The following is a 12,488-nucleotide window of genomic DNA, read 5'->3' on the forward strand; positions in this document are numbered from 1 at the left end:
CGCAAAAAAGCCCCCGGCGCTTCGATCGCCGGGGGCTTTCGCGCGTCTTGGGGGCTGCAGGATCAGCCGCGGCGGATGGTCAGCAGCTTGTAGTCGAACGAGCCTTTCTTTCCATGCTTCGGGTAGGTCGCGGAGGAGACTCGCTCGTCCTGATTTCCGCCGAGGACCCGAACCTCCGACGCGGTTTCGCTCTCATAAAAGCCCACATGGCCGCCGCTTTGCGTCTGGCTTTTCCGGCTGAACACCACGATGTCGCCCTCCTGCGGCGAGGCCGAGACATCGGTTCCCCAGGTTCTCCAGTCCAGCGCCCACTTGCTGTCCGCGCCGATCAGGCCCGCCTTCTCGACGCAGTAATTCACGAAGGACGAGCACCACGCCGTCTGGTCCGGGGCGGCGCCGCCCTTGGTGGTGGCGTGGTACATGACGATGCGCGGATTGCTGTCCTTCAATCCCGGAACCTCCATGACGCCCCGCGCCAGTTCCGCCCGCGCGACGTCGTAGGGTCGCAGAAGCGCCGGGCCGAAGAGGTGGGTCGGCAATCCGCCGGACACCGCGCGCAGGAAGGCCGACGCCATGAAGCCGTCCGCCAGACCGTCGCCTTCCAGATCGACCAGCGTCCAACCGTTCTGCTCGCTGTGGCCGCTGACGACGGCGCCGACGGGAAGGCTCTGGATCACGCGATGCTGTTCGCCCGCCCCGGCGCGCAGGTTGAGCCCGCTGCGCGCCACGACTTCGAACAGGTTTTCGTGCCCCTGAGCCTTCTCCGACCACACCGGGGCGTTGGCGTCGAACTGCCCGAACTCCCCATGGCTCGCGTTGGCGACGTTGCCGTCATAGATGAAGCCGCCGATCTCGGACTTCAGTTCGAGATGCTTCTGGAACAGATGCCAGCGCCCGGACTTCAGCGCGTCTCTGGTGCCGGACCAGCCGGTCGCGCCTGCGAGCCAGACGTAGTCGACGAGGTCCCGCGCCTCGAGATAGGCGGCGACCGTCCCGGAGCCGTAGACGCCGATCCTGTAGGCGCCCTTGAGCTCCGCCTTCACCGCCGCGAAGTAGGCGGCGACGAGCTCGAGCTGGCTGTTCTTGTAGTAGTCCCAGTCCACCGCGAAATAGATCGCCGTGCCCTTGGGCTGAAGGATGGCGTTCGTGGCGAGATCGAGCGCGCGCTTCCCGTCCCGCGCGCCGTTGGCGGCGCTGAGATCATCGATCTGGCCCTCGGCCCCGCCGCGCTGCTGGAACACGACCGCCACCGAAAGGCCGGCCGCGAACAGCGCGTCCCGCTCCGGCCGGGTCAGGCACTTGGTGGGGTGCGTCTTGCTGTTGCGGTTGTTGTAGTAGCGGATGACGGTGCGGACCCCCGCCGCGGCCAGCCGCTGCGCATAGTCCGAAAGATCGCGTGGGGCGTCGATGATCGCGTGCATGCCATCAGCCTCCGAAAGAGTGGGAAGCCATCAAGCCGCGCAACCTTAGATTTTTGTAGTCGTAGAAATACGTCTATCTAAAGTTGCATGCGCCTCAACCCGCCTCCGCCAGCGGGCGCGCCCAGGGCGTCGCGGTGAGACGGCGGACGAGGAAATCGATCAGCGCGGTGACGCGGGCGGGGCGGAAGGCGCCGGGCGGCGTCACCACATGCAGCGCGATCGGCGGCAGGCTCCAGTCCGGCAGCGCCGTCTCCAGCCGTCCGGCGGCGATGTCGTCGAACGCGACGAACTCCGGCTGCACCGCGAGGCCGAGGCCCGCCAGCACGCTCGCGGTCAGCGCGTCGGCGTTGTTGGCCCGCAGACGGCCGGACACGGTGACCGCCTCCTCCGCGCCCTGCCGGTCGAAGAAGCGCCAGCGGTCCCAGCCGGGCAGGTAGGCGTAGCCAAGGCAGGAATGGGCGGCGAGGTCGCGGGGCCGCTGCGGCCGGCCCATGCGGTCGAAATAGGCCGGCGCGCCCACCACCAGCCGGCGCACCTCGCACAGCCTGCGGGCGCGCAGACGGCTGTCCGCGAGCGCCGCGATCCGCAGCCCGACGTCGAAGCCCTCGCCGATCAGGTCGATCTGGGCGTCGGCGAGGTGCAGGTCCACCGAAACGTCCGGAAAGGCGGCGAGGAACTCGGGCAGGATCGGCGCCACATGGGCGAGCCCGAACGACATGGGCGCCGCCAGCCGCACCATGCCGCTCGCCGCGGCGGAGGCGGCCATGGCCTGCGCCTCGGCGCTTTCGCCCGCCCGCACGATCCGCTCCGCATCCTCCGCCGCGGCCTTGCCGGCCTCGGTGAGCGACAGCCGCCGGCTGGTGCGATGAAGCAGGGGGGTCGCGAGCCGCGTCTCCAGCCGCGCCACCGCCTTGGAGACGGTCCCCTTGGACAGGCCGAGGTCTTCCGCCGCGCGGGCGAAGGACCCGCGCGCCGCGACGCGGGCGAAGATCGCCCATGCTTCGAAATCGGGCAGCACGACAAGCTCCATCCGGAAACGATGAGTTTCCATCGTTTCCATTTTTGGCTTCATCCGGCGACCCTATCTTGGCTGCAACCACCTTGTCCCGTGAGTTCGAAAGGGCTTCGCCATGACCGCGTCCCGCGCCGCCGCCATCCACCACGTCACCGCCATCAGCGGCCCCGCCGCCCGCAACCGCCGCTTCTACGAGGGCGTGCTCGGCCTGCGGCTGGTGAAGAAGACCGTCAATTTCGACGATCCGGGCACCTACCACCTCTATTACGGCGACGAGCTCGGCCGTCCCGGCTCGATCCTGACCTTCTTCCCGTGGGATCACGTCGCCCCCGGCCGGGTCGGGATCGGCGAGACGTCGCGCACCGCGTTCCGGGTGCCCCGCGCCTCGATCGGCTGGTGGGCGCATCGCCTGCTGGAGGCCGGCGCGCCCCATGACACGCCGGCGGTCCGCTTCGGCGAGACCGTGCTCGCCTTCAAGGACCCGGACGGCCTTGCGCTGGCGCTGGTCGGCGTCGACGGGGCCGAGGGCGAGCCCGGCTGGGCGAGCGCCAGCGTGCCCGCGGAGCACGCCATCCGCGGCTTCCACGGCGTCACGTTGCTGCTCGCCGACGGCGCAGCCACCGGCGCGGTGCTGACCGACGTGTTCGGGCAGAAGGAGGTGGCGCGCGAGGGCGCGCTCATCCGCTACGAGGCGGGGGGCGGCGGCTACGGCCGCTTCGTCGACCTCCATGTGGCCGGCGGCTTCCTGGCCGGCCGCTCGGGGGGCGGCAGCGTGCACCACATCGCCTTCCGGGCGGCGGACGACGCCGCGCAGGCGGAGATGGCGCGAAAGCTCGTGGCCGATCACCGGCTCGCGGTGACCGAGCAGAAGGACCGCAACTACTTCCGCTCGGTCTATTTCCGGGAGCCGGGCGGGGTGCTGTTCGAGATCGCCACCGACGCGCCCGGCTTCACGGTCGACGAGCCGGCCGAGACGCTCGGGCAGGCGCTCAAGCTGCCGCCGCTGCTCGAAGGGCTGCGGTCGCGCATCGAGGAGAGGTTGCCTCCGCTGGACTGAGCGCGGGCGGCCGCTCCCTCCGTCATGCCCGAGACAAGCTCGGGCATGACGGCGGCGTGGAGCGTGCAATTCTGAAATTCAAAGCAACTTCAATCTATTAATTCGAGCCGAAGGAGGCCGCCATGACCGCGCGTGACCTGTCGTTCGCGCATGTGTTCCGCCCGGCGGCGCGGCCGGGCCCGCCGCCCGTGCTGCTGCTGCACGGCACGGGCGGCGACGAGACCGACCTGCTGCCGCTCGGGGAGGCGGTGGCGCCGGGCGCGGCGCTGCTGTCGCCCCGGGGGCAGGTGCTGGAGCGCGGGGCGCCGCGCTTCTTCCGCCGCCTCGCCGAGGGCGTGTTCGACGAGGACGACGTCCGCCGCCGGGCGGGCGACCTCGCCCGCTTCATCGCCGAGGCGAGGGAGACGTACGGGATCGGCGCGCCCGTCGCGCTCGGCTACTCCAACGGCGCCAACATCGCCGCGGCCGTGCTGCTGCTGCATCCGGAGTCGTTGGCGGGCGCAGCGCTGCTGCGGCCGATGGCGGTGCTGAGCGATCCGCCGCAGGCGAACCTTCGCGGCAAGCCCGTGCTCATGCTGTCCGGCGCGGCCGATCCGATCGCGGGCCCCGACAGCGTGGCGGCGCTTGAAGTCGCGCTCACGGCGTCCGGCGCGGAGGTGACGCGCGAAATACTGCTCGCGAGCCACGGCCTGACGCGGGACGACCTCGCCGCCGCGACCGCCTGGTTCGCCCGCCGGGCGGCGGACGCGCCGTCATCGTCGTGACGCTTGCGGGTCCGGCCTCTCCGGAAGGTCGGGCCCGCGCTCAGCCGGCGGCGAGGCGCTTCAGCGCGGCCTCGTGCAGGCGCCTGTCGCCGGAGGCGATGATGCGGCCGCCGTCGGTGGCGGGGCCGCCGTCCCAGGTGGTCACCACGCCGCCGGCGCCTTCCACGATCGGGATCAGCGCCACGATGTCGAACGGCTTCAGGTCGGCCTCGATCACCAGATCCACATGGCCGGCCGCCAGCATGCAGTAGGCGTAGCAGTCGCCGCCCCAGCGGGTGAGCCGGGCGTCCACGGAGACGGCGTCGAACAGCGCCCGCTCCTCGGCCGTGAACATGGTGGGGGAGGTGGACATCAGCATGGCGTCCTCCAGCCGGGGGCAGGCGCGGGCGCGCAGCCGGCGCTCCCCGCTCCGGCCGCGCCAGGTGGCGCTGGAGCCGTCGCCATGGAATTTCTCGCCCACGTAAGGCTGGTTCATCATGCCGTAGCAGGGGTTGCCGCCGCGGGTGAGGCCGATCAGCGTGCCCCAGATCGGCATGCCGAGGATGAAGGAGCGGGTGCCGTCGATGGGGTCCAGCACCCACACGAACTCGGCGTCCTTGCGCTCGTCGCCATGCTCCTCGCCGATCACGCCATGCTCGGGGAAGGTGTCCCGGATCAGCGTCCGCATCACCGTCTCGCCCGCCTTGTCGGCGGCGGTGACCGGATCGAAGCCTTCGCGCAGCTTGTTCTCGACGCCGACGGAGGTGCGGAAGAACGGCAGGATCGCCTCGCCCGAGGCGGTGGCCAGACGGTCCACGAAGGCGGAGAAGTCCACGGGCGTCATCAGCGGTCTCCCGAAGCGCCGCCGAAGGGCCGACGGCCGGCGGGGTCGAGAAAGCGCGAAAGCGCGCTCCGGGCAAGTGCGCGAGCGGCGGCCGGCGAGCGCTTGCGCAAAAGAAATCGCCGGCAAGCGCGACGTAACGTCACGGCCGGCGACAGGTGGCCTTATGGCCTTGCTTTTTGTGCGGCGCGGCCGCATCTTGTTGCGGTGCGACAAGCCGATCTCTGATCGTTTGTCGCTGCCCTCCTTGGGCGTTTCCTCCCTAGACTTTGGCCGCCCTGCGCTTGCGCGGGCGGCCTTTTTTCTTCTTGCGTCCGGGCAGGGCGGACATTGGCCGCTCCCGATCGCCTTTGCAAGCACTTTTCGTATCGAGCGATAGCAGTATCGGTTTAACCGATGTTCTGGCCTGGCCGCGCGTCACTCCGCGGCGAGGCGCGCGCTCCCGAGCGCCGTCAGCGGCGCCTCCGCCATGACGCGCACGAACAGCGTCAGCCGGTCGGCCACCTCCCGGAACGCGGGCAGGCGGGCGTGGACGCGCTCGTCCATGTAGAGGCCGCGATTCACCTCGATTTGCAGGGCGTGGAAGCCGCTCGGCGGGGCGCCGTAATGCTCGGTGATGTAGCCGCCGGCGTAAGGCCGGTTGCGCGCCACGGTGAAGCCGGCGTCCTTCAGCGTGCGCTCCGCCAGATCGACGATCGCGCCGCTGCAGCTCACGCCGTAACGATCGCCCAGAACGATGTCCGGAGCCGGCCGGTCGTCGCGCACGCCGCCGGTGGAGGGCATGGAGTGGCAGTCCACCAGCAGCGCCACGCCGTGGGCGCGGTGCGCGCGCGCGATCAGGCGGGAAAGAGTGCGGTGGTACGGTTTGTACAGCGTTTCGATCCGCGCCAGCGCCTCGGCCACGGGCAGGCGCTGGCTGTAGATCTCCTGCGCCTCGCCGACGATCCGGGCGATGGTGCCGAGCCCGCCCGCCACCCGCACCGAGCGGGTGTTGGCGAAGGGCGGCAGCCGGCCCTCGAACATGCGCGGATCAAGCTCGTAGGGCTCGCGGTTGACGTCGAGATAGGCGCGGGGGAACAGCGCCCGCATCAGCGGCGCGCCGGCTGCGGGGGCGGCCGCGAACAGCTCGTCCACGAAGGCGTCCTCCGACCGGCGCAGGGCGCGCGAATCGAGCCGGGAGGCGGCGAGGAAGCTCGGCGGATAGACCGCGCCCGAATGCGGCGAGTTGAACACCGTCGGCGACGTCGGGCGCTCCGGCGACGCGATGTCGTAGGCGGGGTCGGGCGCGTCGGGGAGGGCGGACGGCGTCACGGAACGGAGCGGCCTCGAAAGCGGCGGGGGGAGAGGGCTCGGGGCGTCATGTTGCCGATCCGTGACGCCGCTGTCCATGGCGGGGCGCGCGCGAAACGGTCTGTTTACCAGAGCCCGCGCTTATGGGATGACTCGTGACGATCGTCCGATACGCAGGATTTCTTCTCCCGTGCAACCGAACTCCAAGATCCTTCTGGCGGAAGACGACGACGACATGCGCCGTTTCCTGGTCAAGGCGCTCGAGAACGCCGGTCATGCGGTGGTCTCGTTCGACAATGGTCTCTCCGCCTATCACCGGCTGCGCGAAGAGCCGTTCGAGCTGCTGCTGACCGACATCGTGATGCCCGAGATGGACGGCATCGAGCTCGCGCGGCGCGCGACCCAGCTCGACCCCGACATCAAGGTGATGTTCATCACCGGCTTCGCGGCGGTGGCGCTCAACCCGGACTCGCAGACGCCCAAGGACGCCAAGATCCTCTCGAAGCCGTTCCACCTGCGCGAGCTGGTGAGCGAGGTCGACAAGCTGCTGGCGGCGTGACGCCGCCGCGCGGCCTGCTGCCGCCGCTGATGCTGGCGGCGGCGCTGGGGCTCGGCCTGTCCGGCGTTCTGGACCGCCCGGGCTTCGAGGGCGTCGGGCAGGGGCTGGTGATCGGGGCGCTGGTCTGCGCGCCGATCTGGGTGTTCGGCCAGTTGCGCAAGCGACGCGACGACCGCCGCGATTGAACGCGAGCGACGACTTGCCAGCCAGAGGGCGATCCGATATAGCCCCCGTCACTCCGGGCCGCCCCGCAGCGGTTCGCGAACTGGTTTCCGGCTCCGCCGATTCGTCGGCGGGTCAGGGCGTGTAGCTCAGCGGGAGAGCACTACGTTGACATCGTAGGGGTCACAGGTTCGATCCCTGTCACGCCCACCATTTGAATGAGGCGGTTCCGGCATGGCCGGGGCCGCCTCATTGCTTTTGAAATCCAGATATGATCCGCGCCGCGCGGCCCGGTGGTCACAGCTCGACGTGCTCGCTGAAGGCCGCCGAGGGAATCGGCTCGTGGAACTGCACGCCGACGCCCTTGTCGAAGGCGCGCACCACGGTGGCGGGGCGCCGGCCCGCCCGCACCACGGCGCCGACGAAAGGGATGTGCGCGGGTTTCATGAGGATCGCGGCGCCGGACACCGACAGGTCCAGAATCAGGCCCGGAAACACCAGCTCCTCGCCGAGCCGCATCTCCACCTTGCGGTTGATGGGCACGATGCGCGGCGCCGCCCGTTGCGCCGCGGCCAGCGCCACGCGGTTGGAGTGCCATTCCAGACAGGCGGCGAGGCGGGCCTTGCGGTCTTCGCGCACATCGAGCCGCAGCGCGAAGCCGTGGGGGATGAGCCGGTCGACCCAGCCGCGCAGGATGCCGATGTTGTTGAGGTAGCAGATCACCCGCGCTTCGACGTTCACGGGATGGGGCGCGATGATGATGGCCGAATCGAGCGAGACGCGCAGCGCCTCGCAGGCGAACTCCTGTCCGTTCATCAGCATGCAGCGGCCGGCGATGACGTCGTCGCCTGTTCCGGCCACGGACGACGGCGCGGCGTTCAGCGGATGGTTCAGGTCGAGCGGCTGCATGCGGGCGCCTGGGGAGAGCGTGGCCAACGGGCGACGCCGCCGGGCCGGTGGGGACGGAAGGGGCGTCTTCGCCGCCGGACCAGGGCGCCGGTGGGGCCGTCGCGCGCTGATGTCCGGGGCTTCAGGTCCAGTGTCTGCGAGGTAATTGAAGACCGCATTAAAAACTTCGGATGACGAGAGCGGTCCCCCTGACGCTCTAGACGTCGCCGCAGGCCGCGGGACAGCGATCTTACGATGAAGGGCGCGCGGCGGATCGCCGCGCGCCCTTCATTTAAAGACGAAAGACGGGCGCCCAAGGCGCCCGTCAGGCGCGGACCATCACCGAGTCCTTGGTGATCTCGGCGATCCTGGTCGCGCCCACCTGCTTCATGATGGTCTCGAACTCGCGCTGGAGGATGGCGAGCACGGCGGCGACGCCCGGCTCGCCGAAGGCGGCGAGGCCCCAGCAGTAGGGCCGCCCGATGCAGATTGCGGTCGCGCCAAGGGCCAGCGCCTTCAGCACGTCGGTGCCGCGGCGGATGCCGCCGTCGATCAGCACCGGGATCTTGCCGTCCACGGCCGCAACCACCTCCGGCAGGGCGCGGATGGTGGGCTCGAGGCTCTCCTCGGCGCGGCCGCCGTGGTTGGAGACGATGATGGCGTCCACGCCGTGCTTCAGCGCGATCTCGGCGTCCTCGCGGGTCACGATGCCCTTGAGCACCAGCTTGCCCTTCACGATCTTGCGCAGCCGGTCCACGAACTCCCAGGTCATGCCGGTGCCGTAGAGGTTCGTGACCTTGGAGACGTCGAGATCGTCGAACATCGGCTTGCGGGAGACCTCGTTGGCGAAGCCGCCGGCGTGGCAGCCCTTGCAGTCGCGGGTGTCGTCGCGGCGGAAGCGGAACAGGGTCTCGGTGTTGCGGCCGCCCTGGCGGTCGACGGTGAGCACGATGGCGGGGGCGCCCGCGGCCTCGGCGCGCTTCACCAGCGCTTCCGTGACCGACCAGTCGTCGGTCGGGTAGAGCATGTACCAGCACGGGCCGCCGCGCTCCGCGATCACGTCCTCGATCGAGGTTGAGCCCACCGTGGAGAGGATGAAGTTGTTGCCCTTCACCTTGGCGGCGCGGGCCACGGCGGCTTCGGCCTCGGCGTGGAAGGCGCCCTGGCTGGAGACCGGCGCCAGCATGATCGGCGTGCTGAAGGTCTCGCCGAACAGGGTGACGCTGGTGTCGATCTTGCGCACGTCGATCAGGCGGCGGACGCGGATCGCGATGTCGTCATAGGCCTCGTGGTTGAGGCGCAGCGTCTCGTCGCCGTCGACGCCGCTCGCCAGATAGCCGTAATGGGCCGGCGGCAGCGCCTTCTTGGCTGCGGGCTCGAAGTCGAACACGTTCAGCGCCTGCTCCGGCGCGGTGATGACGCCGTCCACGGCCTTCTGCTGGGGCGCGCGCAGCACGTCGTAGCTCTGGGCCAGGGCCCCGCTCGAGGCGCCGGCGGAGAGCGCGCCCACCAGCGCGCTGACGGCGCTCGGCGTGAGGACGGGGCTCGCTGCGAGAAAGCGGATGAAATTGCGGCGGTCGGTCAGCGCGGCGTCGGACGGCGTCCGGGCGTCGGGTGCGGTCGTCAAGTTCGCCTCCATGTCGGTTCCCTGCGGCCCTCGCTTCTCCGCGGGCTGCGGAAAAGCGCGGTTCACCCGGAACGCGGCCCGAGAACCAGGGACAGGCAAGCGACCGGACGCATCGGTCTTATACGACTAAAGTCTAGTATGAAAGGTTGGGCTTTGAAAAATTCCAATCTTTCCGGACCGACCGTAAGCCGGATTTTTTGAGCTGTCATGACATGCGATCGCGGTCGCTCCGCGTCGTTCGACGGCGGAGCGGCCGGTTCATCAACTCGCGGCGAGGAAAGCGGTGGGCGTCAGCCCCGGCGGGCGCGGCGGATGACCAGCAGCGCGACCACGCCCCAGAAGGTGAAGAAGATGATGTTGAACCAGGGCACGATGGTCGCGTCCGGCTCGGCGCGCCGGATGTTGATGGCGTTGGGGAACATGGAGAACATGTTGATGCGCCAGCCGTAATAGGTGACGACCGCCGTGCCGCGGTCGTTGGCGATGGCGGCGGCGATGGCCTGCTCGTCGGCGCTGTCGAACTTGAAGTAGAACGGGAAGCCCCAGCCGGTGTCCTCGTTGCGGTAGACGCGGGGACGGTCGGTCTTGACCGTGGGGTCTTTGCTCACGCGCTCGGCGTAGATGTAGTAGACGTCCCGCCCGACCTGGGGCCGGTCGCCGCCCTGCAGCGGCTTGCCGGACATGTCCACGCGCCGGTTCTCGACGCCCACGATCCGCACCACGTCGTGCCGCGGCAGATAGAAGTGCAGGAAGGCCGCGCCCGGCAGCACCGCGCACAGGGCGATGACGGCGACGATCAGGCGGGTGCGGTCGAACATCGGGCGGGAACTCCAGCGGGTGCGCGTGGATTATCTGGGACCGCGGCCCGGGATTGCAATCGCCGGGCGAAGGGCTCAGACGCCGCGGAAGGTCAGCAGGCGGTGGCCCACATAGCTGGTGGCGGCGCCGATGCCGATGGCGGCGGCGTGGGAGATCGGCTCCACCCACAGCGTCCAGCCCATGGCCGGCGCCACGACCCGCACGAACAGGATGGTGAGCAGCCACACCTCCACCGCGCCGACGGCGTTCACCACCAGGAACTTCCAGAGCTGGGAGCGGGCGTCGCCGGTCTTCGCCTCGAACACGAACAGGCGGTAGAGGAAGAAGCCCACCACCATGCCGACGCCGTAGGCCACCAGCACCGAGGCCTCGAACGGCATCACCATGTTGAGCGGGAACCGCGCCGCCCAGTTGACGAAGGCGGCGAAGCCTCCGGCGAGCAGGAAGCGGCCGATGCGCCGCATCTCGGCGGGGGTCATGCGGGCGCGCAAAGCGGGCGGCAGCGCGGCGACGAGGGCGGAGGCGGGCATGGCGGCCTCACCAGAACCGGCCGACCGGCGCGACCGCCGCCACGAAGGCGAGCGCCATGATCCCGCCCAGAGCGATCGAGGCCCGGTCCCGCACCGCGAAGGCTACGGGATCGTCGTGAAGCTCGTCGCGGCCCGACAGCACCCACACCCGGCCGAGCCACAGGAACAGCACGCAGGGGAAGACCCACAGCGCCTGCGGCGTCCGGTACATGTCGGCCGGGAACGCCTCGTTGAAGATGTAGAGCACCATGACCAGCACCGCGGACATGCCGGTGGCGGTGCCCATGCAGATCAGGAACGGCACGTCGGCGGCGACGTAGCCGCGTCCGCCCGCCTTGGTGGCGCCGGATTGCGCCACCCGCGCCATCTCGGTGTGGCGCTTGGCGAAGGACAGCGACGAGAAGATGAACATCGAGAACACCAGCAGCCAGGGCGAGCCCACGACACCCGCCAGCGCCACGCCGATGACGAGCCGCAGCGTGAACAGCGCGGCGAGGGTGAACACGTCGAGCACAGCCACGCGCTTCAGGCGGAACGAGTAGGCGAGCGTCACCACCAGATAGGCGGCGAGCGCCGCGAACACGCCCCAGGAGATCAGCGCGCCGCCGATCAGCGCCACGGCGATCCCGAGCGGCGCGGCGATCAGGCCGGCGGCGATGGGCAGCCGGCCGCTGGCGAAGGCGCGCTCGCGCTTCGACCAGTGGCGGCGGTCGTCGTTCAGGTCCCAGAGGTCGTTGAGCACGTAGGTGGAGGAGGCGAGGATCCCGAGCAGCAGGAAGCCCAGCGCCACCACGCCCCAGGTGTGGGGGTGGAGCGCCTCGCCGCCGAGGATCATGGGCACGAACACCAGCGCGTTCTTGGCCCACTGGTGGACGCGGGCCGCCTTCAGCACGGTCTTCAGGCCCGCCTTGGGCCGGGGGATGACGGCGAGCGGCGTGCGGATCGCCTCCGCCGCCTTCAGGGTGGACGCGGAGGCGCCCACCACCACGCTCTCGGTGGCCGCCCGCCACACGGGCAGATCGGCGGAGGAGTCGCCCGCATAGGCGAAGCCGCCGGGGAAGCGCGCCGTCAGCGCCGCGGCCTTGGTCTCGCCCTTGAGGTTGGAGACGCCGTCGCTCGCGATCAGCCCGTCCACGAAGCTGAAGCGGCGGACGAGCGCGGCCGCGGCCATGGCGTCCGAGGCGGTGGCGATGTGGACCTCGCGGCCTTTGGCGCGCTCCGCCTCGATGAAGCCGACCAGATCCTCGTTGATGGGCAGCGCCTCGGCGTCGAGCTCCACCCGCTCGGCCAGCCTGCGCTTCAGCGCCGCGCGCCCGCCCAGGAGCCAGACCAGCAGCAGCACGATGCGGAACGGGTTGCCCCGCAGGAAGGCGAGCGCCTGTTCGGCGAGCAGGTCGCCGCGCAGCAGGGTGCCGTCCACGTCCACGGCGAGGGGGGAGAGCGGCTTCTCGGGCATGGGGCGGGAGGCTCCTGTCACGAGACTGATGGGTGCGGTCGCCATGGTGTCTCCCGTCCGCCGTGCGGCCCCGCGGGGCC

The 12,488-nt window shown here is 70.2% G+C and carries 13 protein-coding genes and 1 tRNA gene; 5 read left to right on the plus strand and 9 right to left on the minus strand.

All coding sequences use genetic code 11. The features are described from left to right. Positions 1–62: 62 nt before the first annotated feature. A complete protein-coding gene (locus PKE85_RS09320; protein WP_271204462.1) occupies positions 63–1,421 on the minus strand; it encodes a TIGR02594 family protein in 1,359 nt (452 codons plus the stop codon). 94 nt (positions 1,422–1,515) lie between these two features. Continuing rightward, positions 1,516–2,472 carry a LysR family transcriptional regulator gene (locus PKE85_RS09325; RefSeq protein WP_271204463.1) on the minus strand — a complete coding sequence of 319 codons (957 nt, stop codon included), beginning with the start codon at positions 2,470–2,472 and terminating at the stop codon, positions 1,516–1,518. 79 nt (positions 2,473–2,551) lie between these two features. Between PKE85_RS09325 and PKE85_RS09330 the strand changes: the two genes are divergently transcribed. Both PKE85_RS09330 and PKE85_RS09335 read left to right on the plus strand, forming a co-directional pair. Beyond that, entirely contained in the window at positions 2,552–3,493 is a 942-nt protein-coding gene (locus PKE85_RS09330) for a ring-cleaving dioxygenase (RefSeq protein WP_271204464.1), read from the plus strand. A gap of 122 nt (positions 3,494–3,615) precedes the next feature. Then, entirely contained in the window at positions 3,616–4,257 is a 642-nt protein-coding gene (locus PKE85_RS09335; RefSeq protein WP_271204465.1) for an alpha/beta hydrolase, read from the plus strand. 40 nt (positions 4,258–4,297) lie between these two features. Here the strand turns inward: PKE85_RS09335 and hisN are convergent, their stop codons facing one another. Next, the gene (gene hisN / locus PKE85_RS09340; protein WP_271204466.1) at positions 4,298–5,080 is read right to left on the minus strand and encodes a histidinol-phosphatase; all 783 of its coding nucleotides are present in this window, start codon (positions 5,078–5,080) and stop codon (positions 4,298–4,300) included. A 414-nt stretch (positions 5,081–5,494) separates the two neighbouring features. After that, positions 5,495–6,388 (minus strand): N-formylglutamate amidohydrolase, encoded by an 894-nt coding sequence (locus tag PKE85_RS09345; RefSeq protein ID WP_428981338.1) that lies wholly within the window; start codon positions 6,386–6,388, stop codon positions 5,495–5,497. A 127-nt stretch (positions 6,389–6,515) separates the two neighbouring features. Here PKE85_RS09345 and cpdR point away from each other — a divergent pair, with 127 nt between their 5' ends. The 3 genes from cpdR to PKE85_RS09360 all read left to right on the plus strand — a co-directional run bounded on the left by cpdR (position 6,516) and on the right by PKE85_RS09360 (position 7,301). Continuing rightward, positions 6,516–6,926, plus strand: a complete 411-nt coding sequence (gene cpdR / locus PKE85_RS09350) for a cell cycle two-component system response regulator CpdR (protein ID WP_271204467.1) — start codon at positions 6,516–6,518, stop codon at positions 6,924–6,926. Then, positions 6,923–7,111, plus strand: coding sequence for a hypothetical protein (locus tag PKE85_RS09355; protein WP_271204468.1), 189 nt, complete (start codon positions 6,923–6,925; stop codon positions 7,109–7,111). The genes cpdR and PKE85_RS09355 overlap by 4 nt, the downstream gene beginning before the upstream one ends. A gap of 115 nt (positions 7,112–7,226) precedes the next feature. Then, positions 7,227–7,301 (plus strand) — tRNA-Val (locus PKE85_RS09360). Positions 7,302–7,385: 84 nt separating this feature from the next. Here the strand turns inward: PKE85_RS09360 and PKE85_RS09365 are convergent. From PKE85_RS09365 to PKE85_RS09385, 5 genes are all read right to left on the minus strand, one after another. Continuing rightward, complete coding sequence (locus PKE85_RS09365; RefSeq protein WP_271204469.1) at positions 7,386–7,997, minus strand: PilZ domain-containing protein; 612 nt, start codon at positions 7,995–7,997, stop codon at positions 7,386–7,388. Positions 7,998–8,301: 304 nt separating this feature from the next. Next, positions 8,302–9,603, minus strand: coding sequence for an alpha-hydroxy acid oxidase (locus tag PKE85_RS09370; protein ID WP_271204470.1), 1,302 nt, complete (start codon positions 9,601–9,603; stop codon positions 8,302–8,304). Between the two features lie 290 nt (positions 9,604–9,893). Beyond that, positions 9,894–10,421, minus strand: coding sequence for a DUF1523 family protein (locus PKE85_RS09375; protein WP_271204471.1), 528 nt, complete (start codon positions 10,419–10,421; stop codon positions 9,894–9,896). Between the two features lie 75 nt (positions 10,422–10,496). Further along, positions 10,497–10,952, minus strand: a complete 456-nt coding sequence (locus PKE85_RS09380; protein ID WP_271204472.1) for a GtrA family protein — start codon at positions 10,950–10,952, stop codon at positions 10,497–10,499. A gap of 7 nt (positions 10,953–10,959) precedes the next feature. Continuing rightward, positions 10,960–12,453, minus strand: coding sequence for a UbiA family prenyltransferase (locus PKE85_RS09385; RefSeq protein ID WP_271204473.1), 1,494 nt, complete (start codon positions 12,451–12,453; stop codon positions 10,960–10,962). Positions 12,454–12,488: the final 35 nt, after the last annotated feature.

The organism is Methylopila jiangsuensis (assembly GCF_027922305.1).
Classification (GTDB): domain Bacteria; phylum Pseudomonadota; class Alphaproteobacteria; order Rhizobiales; family Methylopilaceae; genus Methylopila; species Methylopila jiangsuensis.

Excerpts from the sequence above, each read along its gene's own strand:
- cpdR (WP_271204467.1), top strand. The coding sequence starts at position 6,516 with ATGACTCGTGACGATCGTCCGATACGCAGGATTTCTTCTCCCGTGCAA.
- PKE85_RS09385 (WP_271204473.1), bottom strand. The coding sequence starts at position 12,453 with ATGGCGACCGCACCCATCAGTCTCGTGACAGGAGCCTCCCGCCCCATG.
- PKE85_RS09375 (WP_271204471.1), bottom strand. The coding sequence starts at position 10,421 with ATGTTCGACCGCACCCGCCTGATCGTCGCCGTCATCGCCCTGTGCGCG.
- hisN (WP_271204466.1), bottom strand. The coding sequence starts at position 5,080 with ATGACGCCCGTGGACTTCTCCGCCTTCGTGGACCGTCTGGCCACCGCC.
- PKE85_RS09320 (WP_271204462.1), bottom strand. The coding sequence starts at position 1,421 with ATGCACGCGATCATCGACGCCCCACGCGATCTTTCGGACTATGCGCAG.
- PKE85_RS09335 (WP_271204465.1), top strand. The coding sequence starts at position 3,616 with ATGACCGCGCGTGACCTGTCGTTCGCGCATGTGTTCCGCCCGGCGGCG.
- PKE85_RS09325 (WP_271204463.1), bottom strand. The coding sequence starts at position 2,472 with ATGGAAACTCATCGTTTCCGGATGGAGCTTGTCGTGCTGCCCGATTTC.
- PKE85_RS09330 (WP_271204464.1), top strand. The coding sequence starts at position 2,552 with ATGACCGCGTCCCGCGCCGCCGCCATCCACCACGTCACCGCCATCAGC.
- PKE85_RS09380 (WP_271204472.1), bottom strand. The coding sequence starts at position 10,952 with ATGCCCGCCTCCGCCCTCGTCGCCGCGCTGCCGCCCGCTTTGCGCGCC.
- PKE85_RS09365 (WP_271204469.1), bottom strand. The coding sequence starts at position 7,997 with ATGCAGCCGCTCGACCTGAACCATCCGCTGAACGCCGCGCCGTCGTCC.